Here is a 16,044-nt window from a genome sequence, read left to right as displayed (position 1 = left end):
GCGCCCCCAGTTCAAACCCCCTTGTACTCGTTGTCGATGATCCGCTTGCGACGCTGGTACTCGCCCTTGTCGATGGTGCCTTGGCGGTACAGCTCCTTGATGACGAGCAGCTTGTCGATGCGGCGCGCCTTTAGCTTCCGCACGGCTTGATCGTAGGTGTCGCGGTTGATCTTGCCGGCCTGGTAGTCCGCCTTCGCGGCCGCGACGTTGTCGTAGGGGAGGCTGCTGCTCTTGGGTGCGGGCTTGTCGATGTCGGCCGGCGGCGTCGCGGTGCCGCTGCTGCTCGGCGTGGTCGGGAACGAACTGGCGGACTTCGCCCCGCTGCTGGTCGCACTGGCGGGCTTGGGCCCGGCGCTCGCCTTGGCGTCGGCGGTCGGTGGCGGCTTGTCGGCCATCGCGACGGCACCCGTGTCGGGCCCGTCGAGCGGTGCAGCACCGGTGGTCGCACCACCGTCGTCGTCGAGCGGCGTGAGCGTGGCGACGACGGTGGGGTCGCTATCCGGCCCGACCGTGATCTCCTTGGCGAAGAAGCCGTCGGCGGTGACGAGCACCGAGGTCTGCCGCTTGTACTTGAGCACGTAGGGCGTGACGCCGAGCTCGGCGCCCTGCAGCGTGACCGCGGCGCCGCTGGGGACCGAGGCGATCGTGACCTCGAAGACCTGCGGGGCCGACGCGGGCGCGGGCTCGACGGGGGCAGGCGGCGGCGCGGGGGCGGGATCCTCCGCCTGCGTGCAGGCGCCGAGCAGGAGGGTGAACGTCGCGAGCGCGCGCAGACGGTGCATGCCGACGAAACCTAGCACGCGGCCGCGTCGTGGGCCGTGGCCGGCGCCACCAACCAATGCCGTGCGAGGATGCACCGTGCTCTGGCGCGCGTTCCCGGCTCCATGGTCCTGCTCGTTCGTCCTGGTGGGCGCATGCCATGGCGCGGCCACGCCCGTGGCCCCCGATGGGGCGGCTGCAGCCGGCGCCGCCGCGCGGGTCGATCTCGTGGCGGTCCGCGATGCGCTCGCGGGTCCTGACGCCGACGACGAGCGACGGCACGACCTCGAGCTGAGTGCGCGCCTCGTCGCGCTCGCGCTCGCACGAGCGTCGTCGATCGCCGTGCTGGTCGACGAGCATGGCGCTGCGTTGCGCGGCGAGGCCCCCTCGACGCGACCCGTCGTCGATCTCACCGCGGTCACGATCGATGCCCTGCGGCGGCCGCCGCTGTCGACGTTCCACTGGTTGGTCGGTGCGTGGTCGGGTCGCGACGGCGAGGCGACGATCCGAGAGACCTGGTGCCCCCGCGCCGACGGCAGCCTGGTCGCCGACAATCGCACCACCGTGGGCGATCGGCAGGTCGCGTTCGAGCGCATCGCGATCGCCGACGACGACGGGCGTGCGGTCTACCTCGCTCGCCCTGGCGGCCGCGAGGACGCGACGCCGTTCCACCGCACCGACCCGGGCACTGCACCGGCGGCGGTGTTCGAGAACCCGACCCACGACTTCCCCCACGGCCTGCTCTACCTGCGCGACGGCGACGCGTTGCACGTCACCGTCAACGGCCGCGAGCAGGGCGAGCTGCGCACGCTCGAGTTCCACTGGACCCGCGAGGGCGATGTCGACGCGCTGGTCCGCGCGTGCGCGTCGCTCGAGACCGCGAGGTGAGCGGTCCGCGAGCTCGACGACGATCCGTGCGCCGATCAGCCGCGCGCATCGCCGCTCACCGCAGTTGCGCGGCCGCGTCTCAGATCGTCACCGACTGCGCGACCACCCAGGCAGCGATCGATACCGACACCAACGTCGCCGCGTAGCGGACGACGTGCGCGCGCGTCGAGGGCTCGCCGTCGGCGGTGCTGCCGTGGAAGCGCAGGGTGTCGATGGCGCGGGCCGCGATCGCGGCCCCCAGCAGGACGACCAACACGATGTCGGTGGCGCCGAAGGTCCAGCGCTCGCTGTCGGCGATGAGCGCGATCAAGAGCAGAACGACCGGCAACGCCGACATCCACACCAGACGAAGCAGTGCGTTGCCGCTCGGCGAAGGGGCGATGGACGGATCACGAGAAGGGACCATGGGCGCCTCCCGCGGAGCTTCTCCGCGGGGGCTGGCGGCCCGACCAACCCGGATCCTGCAGCCGCACGTCGGCTGCACCCTGTAGGGAGCCTAAGGCCCGAGGTCGCCTCTCGCAACCCCAACGCGCAAGTTTTCCCCGCGCACGCGATCTGCGGCGCACGCGTTCAAGCGTCGCTGCGGAAGACGACGGCGCCTGTCGCCTGCTCGTCGTTGGAGCTGTGGTCGCGCGCGCTCGCGAGGCTGATGAACTCCTGCTCGAGCTCGCGAAAGCGCCACTGCGTGCCGCCGTCGTCGTCGATGACGAGCTCGCCGCCGTGCTCGAGCAACCGTCGCTGCAGCTGGTCGGGATCGGGGGCGACGCCGGTCGACTCGCGCCACGTCTGCGTGAGTTCCTCGATCGTCACGCCCCGTCGCTCGCTCGCCGCGGCATGGATCGTCTGCAGCATCGCGCGCGAGCCTGCGGCCTCGAGCGCCGCCGCGCGGCGCCGCAGGAAGCTCGGGTAGCGCAGCAGCGGCACCGCGCCGAGCGCGAGGCCGCCGAAGCACGGCAGCTCGGCGAGGTACCACGGCAAACCCATCGCCACACCGACACCCGCGAGCGCCACCACGAAGGCCCAGGTTCCGATGATCACCGCGTTGCGTCCGCTGGGATTGCCCGCGAACTGCGGCCGCGGCACCGGTTGCAGCCACGCGGGCGTCGCGGCCTGCTCGGCCGGCAGCGCCGCCGTGGTCGGTCGCAGGGCTGGGAACGCGTGGAGGATCGCGCCGTCGTCGTCGACCTCGACGTGGCCGTCGTAGTCGACCACCAGCGTGGTGAGCAGTGCCTCGGCCTGCGCCGGTGGCAAGCCGGTCACGCGCTCCACGTCGGAGCGACGCGATGCGACCGGCACGGGCGCGAATCTCCTGCGTCACGGCGCGGCGCAGTCGCTGCGGATCGTCGCGCGCGACGGGGGGCCCGAGGAACAGCCGGTTCACCTGCTCGTAGAAGTGCGCCTTGCGACCCTGATCCCGCAGCGCGCGGGCCTGTCCGTCGTTGGCGAGCGCGGGGTGCATCGACCAGTAGAGCCCCTCGGACACCAGCTCGAGCACGCCCCACACGATCAGGCCGGCGCCCTCGAGCGGGCCGTCACTCTCGCTGGCGAACGCCAGCGCGATCGCGGCGATGAGTAGTCCGATGGCGAACACGCCCGCGTAGCCGACCAAGAAGATCGTGAGTCCCAGGCGCGCGACCCAGCTGGCGACGGTCGTCGCGGCGCGCCCGACCCGTGCCAGCGCCTCGCGTCGCGCATCACGTTTCTGGTGGTCGATCGCGAAGCCCTGCGGGAACCGGAACAGCAGCTCGCCACGCTCGGTGACCGCGAGGTGTCCGCGATGGCGCAGGCTCAGGCGATGCAACCCGCGCTCGGCGTCGGCCAGCGACAGGCCCGAGCGCGCCGCCGCGTCGGCGATCGTCACCTCGGCGAGCCCATCGCCGAGCGCGGCGCGCAGCTCGAGCGCGTGCGCGTCGGCCGAGCGCGCCGGCACGGTCTCGACGGCGGGCGCCAGGGCAGTCGATGGTTCGCGTGGCGCCGGCGGCAGGGGCATCGAAAGCACTCGTCGCGGGCGTGCCCGCATCGCTTGGCGACAGCGTAGTGGCGGCGGCGATTCCCCGCCACGTCCAGCTCGCGATGCACGAGCGCCCCTGGCCCCCGCTCGCGTCGTCGGCGGGCCGTTCGTCCCCGGGGAGGACGAACGGCCGCGCGCGCGCAAGGGGGGCCAGGGGCGCACTGCCCTCGGCGGTTCGCTACACCGCGGCGGCCGCGGGTCCGCTGGCCGCGACGCGGGCTCCGCTCGCGTCGGGTTCGAGTGCTGCCTGCAACACCTCGAGCATGTCCTCGGCGAAGAGGATCTCGAGCTCGTCACGCACCTTCTCGGGGATGTCGTCGACATCGCGCTGGTTCTTGCTGGGCAGGATCACCCGCTTGATGCCCGCGCGATGGGCCGCGATCACCTTCTCCTTGATGCCACCGACCGGCAGTACGCGGCCGCGCAGCGTGGCCTCGCCGGTCATCGCGGTGTCGGAGCGGACCTTGCGTCCCGTGAACAGCGAGGTGAGTGCGGTGAACATCGTCACGCCCGCCGAGGGCCCGTCCTTGGGCACGGCACCCGCCGGCACGTGGATGTGTACGTCGTGGGTCTCGATGACCCTCGGATCGACACCGAGTACGTCGGCGTTGCTGCGCACGAACGTCAGTGCTGCCTTGGCCGACTCCTGCATCACCTCACCGAGCTGACCCGTGATCTGCAGGCCGCCCTTGCCGGCCATGCGCGAGGTCTCGATGAAGAGGATGTCGCCGCCGACCGGCGTCCATGCCAGGCCGGTCGCCACGCCCGCCACCGCGGTGCGCTCGGCGATCTCGTTGAAGAAGCGGACCTTGCCGAGGTACTTCCCGAGATCCGCGGCGTCGATCGACAGCTGCGGGGTCTTGCCCGCGTGCCCTCGCACGCTCTGCAGCGCGAGTGCGCGACACAGCTTGGTGATCTCCCGGGTCAGCTGGCGCACGCCCGCCTCGCGGGTGTAGTCGCGCACGATCGCATCGAGCGCGTCGTCGGTGATGGTCAGGCTCTCCTCGTCGAGCGCGTGCTCGGCCAGCTTGCGCGGCACCAGGTGGCCGCGGGCGATGTGGCGCTTCTCCTCGGCGGTGTAGCCGCTCAATTCGATGATCTCGAGTCGGTCCCGCAGCGGGGCCGAGAGCGGCTCGAGGCTGTTCGCGGTCGCGATGAACATCACCTCGGACATGTCGAACGGCAGCTCGAGGTAGTGGTCGGTGAAGCTCTTGTTCTGCTCGGGGTCGAGCAGCTCGAGCAGCGCCGCCTCGGGCGAGCCCATCCAGCCCTGCGTGAGCTTGTCGACCTCGTCGAGCAGGATCACCGGGTTCTTCACCTTCACCTTGCGCAGCGCCGAGATGAGTCGACCCGGGAGCGCGCCGACGTAGGTCCGGCGGTGGCCGCGGATCTCCGCCTCGTCGCGCACGCCGCCGAGCGCCACGCGGATGAACGGGCGCCCCGTCGCGTCGGCGATCGACTGTCCGAGCGAGGTCTTGCCCACGCCGGGTGGGCCCGCGAGGCACAAGATGGTGCCGCGGGTGTTGCCCGACAGCTTCAGCACCGCGAGGTGCTCGAGGATGCGCTGCTTGACCTTCTCGAGCCCGAAGTGATCGGCGTCGAGCTTGGCCGCGACCGCGTCGATGTCGAGCGAGGTGTCGGCGCGCTTGTCCCACGGCAGATCGGCGATCCACTCGAGGTAGTTGCGCGTGACCTGGGCATCGGGGGCCGCGGGATTGAGGCTCTCGAGCCGCTTGAACTCGCGATCGACCAGCTTCTGCGCCTCCTCGGGCAGGTTGGCATCGGCCAGCTTCTTGCGCAGCAGGTCGTTGTCGCTGGTGCCGTCGCCGTCGTCGCCGAGCTCCTTCTGGATCGCACGCAGCTGCTGGCGCAGCATCGCCTCGCGCTGGTCCTTGCCGAGTTCGCGACGGACCTCGTCGCCGATCTTCTGCTTGAGCTCGAAGCGAGCACGGGCCTCGGCGATGAGCGTGGCGCACAGTCGCAGCCGCGCCGCGACGTCGACGGTGTGCAGCATCTCGATCTCGCGGGTGCGATCGACGTCGAGCCCCGCAACCACGCGGTCGGCCAACAGCCCTGGGTCCTTGGCCGCGTCGATGATCTCGATGAGCTGCGGATTCGCGGCCGCTGCGAGCGCCTTCATGTGGGTGCGCAGCTCCTCGGCGAGGACGTCGACCAAGGTCTCGTCGACCACGACGTCTGCCCGGGTCTCGACGCGGGCGCGCAGGTACGGCTCGCTCTGCAGCAACTCGTCGATGTGGAAGCGCGCGAGGCCCTCGAGCAGCACACGGTAGGTGTTGCCCTCGCGCACACGCTGGACCTTCACCACGCGGGCGTAGGTCCCGATGTCGTGGAGATCGATGCGACCGGGGTCGTCGACGTCGGGGTCGCGTTGGATTGCGACACCGACGATCGCGCCGGGCTCGAGACGTTCGACCAGCGCGACCGACCGGCGACGGCCGACCGGCATGCTCATCGAGGAGCCGGGCAGCAGCACGCCGCTGCGCAGCGGGAGCAGAGAGACTTCGGTGGGGTACTTGATGGAGCTCATGGTGGGGTCCTTCTTCGAGCGCCGACTGAGGAGAGCGGCGAAGGTGTTGGGTTCAGCTGGCCTGGGTGGCCTCGACCTCGATGCGAATGGTTTCGGTGCCGCGCAGCACCGCGAGCGTCACGCGACGACCCGCGCGATCCTCCAACGCCGCGCGCAGGTCGGTCGGTGACACGACCGGCTCGTCGTCGACGGCAATCACGATGTCGCCCATCTGCATGCCCGCCTTCTGGGCGGGGCCTTCGTCCTGCAGTGCGACCACGATCACCGCGCCGCGTCGTTGGAGCTTGGCGGCATGCTCTGCGGGTAGCCGCGCGGGGTAGACTCCGACGCCGATGTAGCCGCGTGGCAGGTGGCCGTGCTGCTCGAGCAGGGGCAGCACACGCGCCAGCGTGGCGTGGGGCAGCACCACCGATGCGTCGCGCGCCAGGCCACGCATGGCCAGGCCGACCGCGCCGCCGTCGGGACTCATCACGAGCGCGCTGGAGAATCCGCGGGGCAGCTCGCGATCGATCTCGATGTAGCGCTCGAGCGTGCCGCCGCCGCCCAGACGGACGCTGCCACCGACGACCCCGAGCACGCCGAACGCCGCGCGCACGCTCTGCCCGGGGCGCGAGAGCGCGAGCACCGGCTCCGCGACCCGCAGGCTTGCGGTGTCGCGCCACACCAGCGGCGTGGCCTCGCCGAGCGCCTCGGTGGGTACGCGCAGCAGCGCGAGGTCGAGTCCGGGATCGCGCCCGATGATCTCGGCCTCGGACGTCACGCCCGCAGCCGTTGTTACGGCGACGGCGTCGTCGCGATCGACGATGTGCAGTGCGGTCACGACCAGTCCGGCGGCGGCGCCGGTGGGCTGCCACCGCACACCGGTGGCCGCACGATGTCGGCGTCCTTGGACGCGTACGAGGCCGGCGCCGGCGGTGGCGGCGAGATCCGGCAGGCGATGGTGGAGTTCGTCCATGGGCTTGTGTTGGTCCTTCGAGTCCACATCGTGGCGACCCCGAGGCCCGGCGAAAGTCGCCCGAACGGACGGATCTGCAGGTGGGCGCGCCCGCACGATTGGCCAGCTGACGCCCGGCGCGTCACCGGATCCACGCAGGTCGGTTGACGTCTGCATGGATGGCCTCAAGCTGTCGCGACGAAGGTCGCGTGCGGCCTCGTGCTCCGGCGCCCATGAACCGCATCGACACCACCATCGACGTCCTCGCCCCCGACACCACCCGCGCGCTCGTGCTCGCCGATGACCCGCTCGTACGAGAAGGTCTGGCCCGCCGGCTCGGGCTCGCCGCCGCGGGCGAAGCGGCGCTGGCCGACGACCTCGGCGACGCGGTGCTACGCAGCGGCGCCAACGTGGTGCTGTGGGACTTGGGGCCGATCGGGGAGCACGAGCCCGAGCTGGTGGCCGCGCTCTCGCGATTGCAGGTGCCAGTGGTGGCGCTCGCGCCCGCGGCGATCAAGCGGCGCGAGCTGGTCGCGGCCGGCATCGCCGGTGTGGTCGGCCGCGAGAGCCCCAGCGCCACCGTCAGCAGCGCGCTGGGCAGCGTGCTGCACGGCCTGCGCGTCACCGATGCGATGCTGGCCGACGAGCTCGACCGCGACCTCGAGCTGGGCACCGACCTCGAGCCCACCGCTCGCCCGGTGACCGGCACGCGCGAGCCCGACAGCCTCACCGCACGTGAACACGAGGTCGTGCAGCTGATGGCCGAGGGCCTGTCGAACAAGCAGATCGGCGACCGCCTCGGCATCAGCGCCCATACTGCGAAGTTCCACGTCAACGCAGTGCTCGGCAAGCTCGACGCCAGCACGCGCACCGAGGCGGTCGTCCGCGCGGTCCAGCGCGGCGTCGTGATGCTGTGACGGCGGCGCGCCAACCAAGCGACTAGCGCAGGGCGATGTCCCACTTCACGCGCTCGAACGAGCGCGCGAAGGCGTCCTCGTCGGCCTCGAACGCGCGGCGCTCGTGCTCGTGGGCGTCGTAGAACCACACGAAGTCGAGCTGGGCCTCGGCGCGCCCGCGCTCGGCTGCGAAGAGGCCCGCGATGGCGTTGGCCGGGAGGGTCTTGCGACCGGCCATGTCGACCAGCGGGATGCGCAGGCCGGGCTTGTCCGGGCCCGGCCGGTACGAGCGCCACACCAGCTCGGTACACACCAACGCGTGGTCGGTCGCGAAGTCGAAGTCGTAGTCGTAGGGCTTGCCCTCGTGGGCGAAGGCCTCGACCACGGCCTGCGCCTTGGCGCGGCGATCGAGCCGCGGCCGCAGCACCGCCAGATAGTCGCCCGAGGCGTGCGCGAGGGTGTTGAGGCTGACGCCCTCCGAGATGGCCTCGATCACGCGGTAAGGGCCCTCGGCGGTGCCGGCCTGATAGCGCAGCCATGCCGAGGGATGCTCGCGCGCGAGGTAGTCGGTGAGTCCCTCGTCACGGCCGCTGCGTCCGCGCAACCACGCGCGCACCTCGGGATCGTCGTCGAAGTAGGCCGCGAGCTTGTCGGGCGCGCCGAGATAGAGGATCGCGTGGGGCCAGAAGCCCGGCAGCCCGACGTTGCTGACGTACCAGTTCTTGCGCGACAGCATGACGTCGCCGGGCTCGGCCGCGGCGTCCATGCGCTCCTGCTGTGCCTCGTCGATGAGGTACCAGCCGGGGCGACGCACGCGGGTGTCGCCCATCCACTCCGCGACCTTGCTCTGCGCCGGGTACCACGCCCGTCGCACTGCGCGTCGCAGCACCTGCACGTCCGCGGCCAGCTGCATGTCGGTGCGGGCCAGCATCCCCAGCGCGGTGACGGATGCGATGTGCGCCTCGATGTCGCGCCACAGCCAGGACACGCCCAGCCCATCGGCCTCGGTCTCGCCCTCGAAGGCGCTCGCGAGCCAGCGCAGGTACTGCTGGCCTGCGATCACGCGCGCCTGATCGCGGGCGCCGAGCAGCTCCTGCTTGAAGCGCGACAACGATCCGGCCGGCAGCGCGAGTGCGTCGTGGGGCGCGTCGAGGAACTTGACGGCGTTGGGGTTTCGCTCGACCAACGCGACGAAGCGCGCGGCCTTCTCGTAGAGTGCGAGCTCGGCGGCGAAGGTGAGCAGGAAGCTCCGCAGGTGACGATCCCGCTCGGCGCGGGACGGATCGAAGCGGTACCAGTCCTCGTAGAACTCGCGGATCTGGTCCAGCGCGAATGCGGCGTCGTGGAGTGCGGCCCACGACTGCCGCAGCGCGGTCTCGTCCTGTGGACCGAGCACGGCGTCTGCAGCGAAGGCCGACTCGCGGCGCGCCAGCGCGTCGATGATGCTGCGGAGGTTCTCGTCGTACTCGCGGTACTGCGTGGCGTCGGCCGCGAACGCGCGGTTGAACTCGGCCGGCGACATCGCGGTGAGCGGCGTCGGCTGCGTGACCCAGAACAACACCAGGCGCACCGTCAGCGCCAGCGCGAGCAGGCCCAACACCACCAGCACCCGTCGACGCACCCGGCGGCCCTCGGGCGTCATGCGGTGCACGCCGCCGGAGAGCACCCCGCCCACCAGCACGGCGGCGAGCGAGACCGCCGCGAGCACGAGCAGGATCCCGAGCATGCTGGGCAGCCAGCGGACCCCGCGGTCGGCGGCAAAGAAGCCGAACACCACGCCCACGCCGACCGGCAGCAACCCGCCGCCGCCGAGCGTCAGCGCGCGCCCGAGCCGCGCGCGATCGAAGCCCGGGGCCACTGGCGCCGGTGCAGCCAACGACGCGCGCACGGTGCTGTCCAGCTCATCGGTGGCACCTGCGACTTGCGACGCGTGCTCCGCCGTGGGGCCGCCGATCGACGGATCTCGCTCGGGAACCTCGTCGTCGGGGGCCACCACTACGAAGTCACCACGCGTCGATCACTACACACCACCGCCGGCGGCGACGGCAAGTGCGACCTCGCAGGAGCCTCGATGTGCTCGCGAAACGCCGGGTCGTGCGCGCCGTGGTATCGTGCAACGATGGCGCGTCGCGGGCCCAGCGTGTGGGGCGGACGATGCCGCGTCGGCATGACGTTGGCGGCTGCGGCCGTGGCCTGCACCGGTCATCCGATCGAGGCCGACGATGGGCCCGCCACGAGCTCGGCTGCGTCGACCTCGGTCGCGGCGGTTGACGACACGTCGGGCTCGGCACCCTCGTCCGACGGTGGCGCAGCGGCCTCGGACGCGACCGGGCCGGTCGAGGCATCGTCGAGCGCGGGCACCACCGATGGCGACGACACCACCGGTGGGGCCGTGGGCGGCTGCGGGGACGGCATCCCGATCGCCGGCGAGCTGTGCTGGCTGGCGGTCATGCGGGTGGCGATCGCCGACGTGATCGACGTCCAGGTCGGTGACATCGACGGCGACGACCGGCCCGATCTGCTCGTGCTGCCCGAGCGCGAGGCTCCGCGCGCGGCGGAGGTGCTGCCGCTGCTGCGCGACGCCGCCGGGGTGTGGAGCCCTGGCGCCGCGCTTGCGCCCGGGGTCGCGCTGGCCGAGATCGCGGTCGCCGATCTGGACGAAGATGGCTTCGACGACGTGATCGGGGCCGACGAGGCCGCGGCGCTGGTGACGATGCCGGGCAGCGCTGCGGGCCTCACCTCGGGGCTGTTCCAGTACTCGTATGCACCCCACGGGCTGCTGGTCGTCGGCGATTTCGACGACGACGACGACATGGACATCGGCATGCCGTGGACCAGCAAGCCCGAGATCGACTACTGGACTGGCAACGGTGACGGCGCCCTGGCGTACTGGGAGTTCTCGCTCCACGCCGGCGTACTCGATGGCTACGTCGATGCGGTGGTCGGCGACTTCACCGGCGATGGTCTCGTGGACGTACTCGCGAGCTCGACCACCGGCTACCTCGACGTGCACGTCGCGGCGCCCGGGCAGGCACCCACGGTGACCGTGAACGCCGGCGGCGGCATGGCAGCGGCAATCGACGCGGCCGATCTCGACGGCGACGGCGCGCTCGACGTCGTTGGGCTGGTGCCCGGCAGCGGCACGCTCGCGCTGCTGCGCGGCCTGGGCGACGGCACGCTCGACGCCGCGGTGCCGTTGGTGGTCGACGCCGCGATGCTCGACGTCGCGGCGGGCGACGTCGACGACGACGGCAACGTCGACCTCGTGCTCGTCGGTGACGATCTGGTGCAGGTGTGGCGCAATCACGGCGAGGCCGATCTGCAGCCCACGGCGCCACTGCTCACGGCGGGCGGCGGGCGGCGGATCCGGATCGCGCGGCTCGACGACGACGGGCTGCCCGATCTCGTGATCGCCGGCGACGCCGGCGTCGACATCGTGATGTCGGCGCCCTGACGGGCGTACGATCGGCGATCGTCGCGGCCTCAGATCGCGCGCAGCAGCATCGCCGCGCCGCTCACGGCGACCGTCACGATCACGAACCATCGCACGATCTCCGCGCCGGCACGGACCTGCCACGCGGCGCCGATCCAGCCGCCGATGGCCCCGCCGATCGCCAGCGCGACGCCCTCGCGCCACAGCACCTGCCCCGCGCTGGCGAACATCGACAGCGAGACCAGCGTGAAGCCCAACACCAGCGCGACCTTGATCGCGTTGGCGCGCACCGGTGCGTGGCCGAGCCCGGTGACCAGCAGCGCCAGCAGCGGGAAGCCCACGCCGACCTGCAGGAAGCCGCCGTAGGCCCCGATCGCGAGCGACGCGACGTGGCTACCCCAGCCGGGGCTGCGCGGTGCCTCCGGCACACTGAAGAACCGCGCAGGGCGCAGCAACAGGGCGACCGCCCACAGCACCAGCACCACGCCGAACAGCGGTCGCAGCAGTGCCTCGTCGAGCTCGGTCGCCAGCCACGCGCCCGCACCTGCGCCGACGATCATCGCGGGCAGCAGGCGCGCGACCAGGCGCAGATCGCCGAGACCCTCGCGACGGAACGCCAGCACCGACGTGACGTTCTGTGCCAGCACGCCCACACGCATGGTGCCGTTGGCCGCCATCGGGCCCAGGCCCAGCGCCATCAGCGTCGGCAACACCAGCAGCCCGCCGCCGCCGGCCATGGTGTTCACCACGCTCGCGATCGTCGCGACCACGACCAGCAGCACGAGCCCAGCCGGCCCCGCGAGATCGATCGCCACGGCCTGGAAGCATGCCTGGCTTGGGGCCGCTTTGGGGCGCCACGATCGCGCCGGCTTTTTGCGATCGCCGGCGGCGGTGCGCCAAGATGCGGCGATGCAGCCCGATCGACGCGTGCTCCGCAGCCCCAACCCCACCCGGGCGATCCGGATCTTCCTGGCCCGCAACGTCACCGAGCCCGAGGTCCGCGCGGCCGTGGTCTCCGACGTCGACGGCCTGTTGCTCGGCGGCGTCGGCGACGTCGACCTCGACGCGTTGTCGGCGGTCGGCTCGGCGGTGGTCGACGGCACCCTCGGTGAGCGCGCCGGCGACTTCGGCTTCTCCCGCCAGGAGCTACACGCGCGAACCCTGACGATCGGCGAGGACACCTTCGTGCTCACCTCGCTCGGCGGTCCGCTGCGCGAGGGCGCGGCGGTCGAGCAGCTGCTCGCGCGTGTGCTCGCGGCCTGATCCGAACTAGAATGGGGCGCGATCGTGCGGTGGGTCGTCGGCGACATCCAGGGCTGCGCCCGTGAGCTCGAGCGGCTGCTGCGCGAGATCCACTTCGATCCGGCGCAGGACGAGCTGTGGGCCGCGGGCGACATCGTCAACCGCGGACCCGACTCGCTCGCCGCAGCTCGGCTGTGGCGCGACGTCGGCGGCCGCGGCGTCATCGGCAACCACGAGGTCTATGCCCTGTGCGCCCGCAGCGGCGCATGGCCGCGCAAGCGCGACACGCTCGATGCATTGTTCGCCGCCGAGGACGGTGAGGCGCTGCTGGCGATGCTGCGCGGGCTGCCGCCGCTGGTGCGACTGCGCTCGCGTGGGCGTGGCCCCGACGCGTGGCTGGTGCACGCCGGCATCCACCCGCGCTGGACCAACCTCGAGTCGGTCGCGGACGCCGTGCACCGTGGTGTGCACGACGACGCGTGGCTGCAGCGTGAGGACGTCACCTTCGCGACCCGCGTGCGCTGCTGCACCGCCGACGGCGTGCGCAGCAAATTCGATCGTGCCCCGCAGGATTGCCCGCCACCGTACCGGCCGTGGGACGAATTCTACCGTGGCAGCAACCTCGTCGTGCACGGCCACTGGGCGTGGCGTGGCCACTACCGCACGCCGCGGGTGATGGGGCTCGACTCGGGCTGTGTGTACGGCGGCCGTCTGACCGCGTGGTGCCAGGACGAGGATCGCGTGGTGCAGATCGCGGCCGCGCAGTGACCCGCGCCGGCTACTCGCGCTCGGCGAGGATGTAGGCCATCAAGGCCATCGCGGCCGCGTTGCGCTGGATGTGATCGGGATCGATCTTGTCGATGGTGTCGGCGGGGCTGTGGTGCAGATCGAAGTAGCGGCTGCCGTCGGGTCGCAGTGACAGGCTCAGCACGCCGGCCTCGGTCAGCGGCGAGATGTCGGCGCCGCCCCAGCCGGCTTCGATGTCCGACGCACCCAGCGACGCGAACAGCGGCGCGAAGCGTTGCAGCGCGGTGACGGGGGCCTGGTCCTTGCCCGCGACGCCGAAGCCCTGGGGCGCGCCGGCGCCCGAGTCGGACTCGATCGCCGCGACGTGGGGCTCCTTGCCGTGGGCCTCGAAGTAGGCCTTGCCGCCGCGCAGCCCGAACTCTTCGTTGGTGAACAGCACCACGCGGATGGTGCGGCGCGGCGTCAGCTCGAGTTCCTTGAGGATGCGCGCGGCCTCCATGGCCATCACGCAGCCGGCCCCGTCGTCGCTGGCGCCGTCGCCGACGTCCCACGAGTCGATGTGTCCGCCGATCACGACCACCTCGTCGGGCTTCTCGCGGCCGACCAGCTCCGCGATCGCGTTGCCGCTGCGCGCGTCGGGGAGCCGCTTCGCACCCATCGACAGCTGCATGGTCACCGGCCCGCGGGCCGCGGTGCGGGCGAGGAACTCGGCGCCTTCGATCGTGACCGCGGCAGCCGGGATCTTGGGCACGGCGTCGTCGTAGCGCATCGCGCCGGTGTGGGGGTTGTCGAGGCTGACCGCGGTGACCGAGCGGATGAGCAGGGCGACCGCGCCGTGCTTCGCGGCCCGCGACGCGCCCTCGGAGCGCGGCCGCACTGCGGTGCCGTAGCCCGACTCGTCGCGCTCGTGGTCGTACGGCGGCATCTTCTGGTTGACGAGCACGATCTTGCCCTTCGCCTCGGTGGCACGGCGATCGAGCTCGTCGAGGTCGCCCACCACCATCAACGGCGCGCGCAGGGTGCCCTTGGTGCCGACGGTGCCACCGAGCCCGAGCAATCGCAGCGTTCGCGGCGTCGGCGTGAGCGCGACCAGGGATTCCTTGCCGCGCTGCCAGTGCGGCACCATCACCGGCTCGCGGCGTGCGTTGGCGAGACCGTCGCTGCGCATGGTCTCCACCGCCCAGTCGATCGCCTGCTCGAGGCTGCGGCTGCCGCTCGGTCGCGCACCGAAGCGATCGACCATGGTCGCGAGGCGATCCCACGCGCTGCGCTTGCCCTTGGCGTGGCCGGCGATCTTCGTCGCCGCGGCCTGGGCCCACTTCGGCGTGGGCCCACCGGCTGCCGGCGCGGCGGGCTTGGCCGGCGCACCGCCGCCGGACTTGGCGTCCGCGGGGGCGCCGAAGCCGTCGTCGTCGCTCGCCGCAGGGGCGGCGCCCTCACCCTCGATGGGCTCGACGTCGTCGTCGATCCCGTCCTCGTCGACGTCGGGCTCGGTGAGCTCGACCGGTGCGGTGGGTGGGATCGCACCGGGCGGCACCCGCTTGGCGCAGCCGCCGGGAACGAGTGCGACGAGGGCGAGGACGAGCAGGTGGCGCGGCATGGGCGCTAGAGCTTCGCCAACTTTGCCTGCCCGCGGCAAGTCGCGATGTGAGCCGGTGTTGTAAGGCGCGGTCATCGGCCGGCGTTCCGCGCCTACGAACCGCACGAACGGGGGACCTGACGATGGCGAGACTACGATTGCGATGGTTGTTGGCGCTGGGCCTGCTCGCGCCTGGTTGCATGAAGGGCGCATCGGCGCGGTCGTTCGAGGCCCCCGGCGACGCCGGTGGGACGGTGGAGGCGGAGTATGCCGATGCCGACTACGCGTCCTCGGACGACGCGCCGTCGATGACGTCGCGGGAGATGAAGAAGTCCGCGCGACGCGAACGCAGTGCCGACCGCAGCGCCGGCGACGAGAGCTACGCGCCGGCGCCGGTGATGGCGGCGCCCGCCGGCAAGCTCGGTGAGGTCGCCCCCGCCACGCCCGCGGTCGAAGAGCCGCGCCAAGCCCTCGACGGCCGGATGATCATCTACACCGGCGCGATGCACCTGTCGGTGTTCAATCTCCAAGAGGCGATGGACAAGGCCGAGGCGCTGCCCGAGCGCTACGGCGGCTACGTGCACTCGATGGAGGCGGGCTCGATGGTGCTCAAGATCCCCGCCAAGCAGCTGCGGGTGGCGATGAAGGAGCTCGCGGAGTACGGCGTGGTCGAGGCGCGTTCACTGTCCACGCAGGACGTCGGGGCGGAGTACACCGACATGGAATCCCGCGTGCGCGCGCTCGAGGGCACCCACAAGCAGCTGCTCGAGCTGCTGTCGAAGGCTCGCACGGTCGACGAGGCCTTGCACGTGCGTCAGGCGCTCGACCAGGTGAGCGCGGAGCTCGAGGTGCTGAAGGGGCGCATGCGGCAGATCGACTCGCTGGTGGCGTTCTCGACCCTCACCTTGACCATGTACGAGCGCGGACCCAACACCCCGACGCCGAGCAGCAACGACCCGTTCCCCTGGGTGGACTCGCTGGGTGTGGAAGCCACGGAGTGGAAGTGA

At 71.8% G+C, this 16,044-nt stretch carries 14 protein-coding genes; 6 read left to right on the top strand and 8 right to left on the bottom strand.

Annotated features, from left to right (window positions below; genetic code table 11):
• Positions 1–11: 11 nt before the first annotated feature.
• Positions 12–782 (bottom strand): PEGA domain-containing protein, encoded by a 771-nt coding sequence (locus IPH07_18010; GenBank protein ID MBK6919296.1) that lies wholly within the window; start codon positions 780–782, stop codon positions 12–14.
• A 154-nt stretch (positions 783–936) separates the two neighbouring features.
• Between IPH07_18010 and IPH07_18005 the strand changes: the two genes are divergently transcribed.
• Entirely contained in the window at positions 937–1,647 is a 711-nt protein-coding gene (locus IPH07_18005) for a hypothetical protein (GenBank protein ID MBK6919295.1), read from the top strand.
• Positions 1,648–1,726: 79 nt separating this feature from the next.
• Here IPH07_18005 and IPH07_18000 read toward each other — a convergent pair whose 3' ends face one another.
• From IPH07_18000 to IPH07_17985, 4 genes are all read right to left on the bottom strand, one after another.
• The gene (locus tag IPH07_18000) at positions 1,727–2,053 is read right to left on the bottom strand and encodes a hypothetical protein (GenBank protein ID MBK6919294.1); all 327 of its coding nucleotides are present in this window, start codon (positions 2,051–2,053) and stop codon (positions 1,727–1,729) included.
• 164 nt (positions 2,054–2,217) lie between these two features.
• Positions 2,218–2,943, bottom strand: coding sequence for a hypothetical protein (locus IPH07_17995; protein MBK6919293.1), 726 nt, complete (start codon positions 2,941–2,943; stop codon positions 2,218–2,220).
• 893 nt (positions 2,944–3,836) lie between these two features.
• Positions 3,837–6,206, bottom strand: coding sequence for an endopeptidase La (gene lon, locus IPH07_17990; protein ID MBK6919292.1), 2,370 nt, complete (start codon positions 6,204–6,206; stop codon positions 3,837–3,839).
• 52 nt (positions 6,207–6,258) lie between these two features.
• Positions 6,259–7,161, bottom strand: a complete 903-nt coding sequence (locus tag IPH07_17985) for a PDZ domain-containing protein (protein MBK6919291.1) — start codon at positions 7,159–7,161, stop codon at positions 6,259–6,261.
• A gap of 212 nt (positions 7,162–7,373) precedes the next feature.
• Between IPH07_17985 and IPH07_17980 the strand changes: the two genes are divergently transcribed.
• Positions 7,374–8,057 (top strand): response regulator transcription factor, encoded by a 684-nt coding sequence (locus tag IPH07_17980; GenBank protein MBK6919290.1) that lies wholly within the window; start codon positions 7,374–7,376, stop codon positions 8,055–8,057.
• A gap of 22 nt (positions 8,058–8,079) precedes the next feature.
• Here IPH07_17980 and IPH07_17975 read toward each other — a convergent pair whose 3' ends face one another.
• A complete protein-coding gene (locus tag IPH07_17975) occupies positions 8,080–10,029 on the bottom strand; it encodes a protein tyrosine phosphatase (protein ID MBK6919289.1) in 1,950 nt (649 codons plus the stop codon).
• Between the two features lie 174 nt (positions 10,030–10,203).
• Here IPH07_17975 and IPH07_17970 point away from each other — a divergent pair, with 174 nt between their 5' ends.
• A complete protein-coding gene (locus IPH07_17970) occupies positions 10,204–11,490 on the top strand; it encodes a VCBS repeat-containing protein (protein MBK6919288.1) in 1,287 nt (428 codons plus the stop codon).
• A 29-nt stretch (positions 11,491–11,519) separates the two neighbouring features.
• Here IPH07_17970 and IPH07_17965 read toward each other — a convergent pair whose 3' ends face one another.
• The gene (locus tag IPH07_17965; GenBank protein ID MBK6919287.1) at positions 11,520–12,284 is read right to left on the bottom strand and encodes a sulfite exporter TauE/SafE family protein; all 765 of its coding nucleotides are present in this window, start codon (positions 12,282–12,284) and stop codon (positions 11,520–11,522) included.
• Positions 12,285–12,378: 94 nt separating this feature from the next.
• Between IPH07_17965 and IPH07_17960 the strand changes: the two genes are divergently transcribed.
• Both IPH07_17960 and IPH07_17955 read left to right on the top strand, forming a co-directional pair.
• Positions 12,379–12,732 carry a hypothetical protein gene (locus IPH07_17960; GenBank protein MBK6919286.1) on the top strand — a complete coding sequence of 118 codons (354 nt, stop codon included), beginning with the start codon at positions 12,379–12,381 and terminating at the stop codon, positions 12,730–12,732.
• A gap of 24 nt (positions 12,733–12,756) precedes the next feature.
• Entirely contained in the window at positions 12,757–13,479 is a 723-nt protein-coding gene (locus IPH07_17955; GenBank protein MBK6919285.1) for a metallophosphoesterase, read from the top strand.
• A gap of 10 nt (positions 13,480–13,489) precedes the next feature.
• Here IPH07_17955 and IPH07_17950 read toward each other — a convergent pair whose 3' ends face one another.
• Positions 13,490–15,058 carry a M20/M25/M40 family metallo-hydrolase gene (locus tag IPH07_17950; GenBank protein MBK6919284.1) on the bottom strand — a complete coding sequence of 523 codons (1,569 nt, stop codon included), beginning with the start codon at positions 15,056–15,058 and terminating at the stop codon, positions 13,490–13,492.
• Between the two features lie 122 nt (positions 15,059–15,180).
• Here IPH07_17950 and IPH07_17945 point away from each other — a divergent pair, with 122 nt between their 5' ends.
• Positions 15,181–16,044 carry a DUF4349 domain-containing protein gene (locus IPH07_17945; protein ID MBK6919283.1) on the top strand — a complete coding sequence of 288 codons (864 nt, stop codon included), beginning with the start codon at positions 15,181–15,183 and terminating at the stop codon, positions 16,042–16,044.

The organism is Deltaproteobacteria bacterium, from assembly GCA_016709225.1.
Lineage (GTDB): Bacteria > Myxococcota_A > Polyangia > Nannocystales > Nannocystaceae > Xiheibacterium > Xiheibacterium phototrophicum.
Note: the sequence above shows the minus strand (reverse complement) of the source record. Positions and strands in the feature narration are given on the sequence as shown.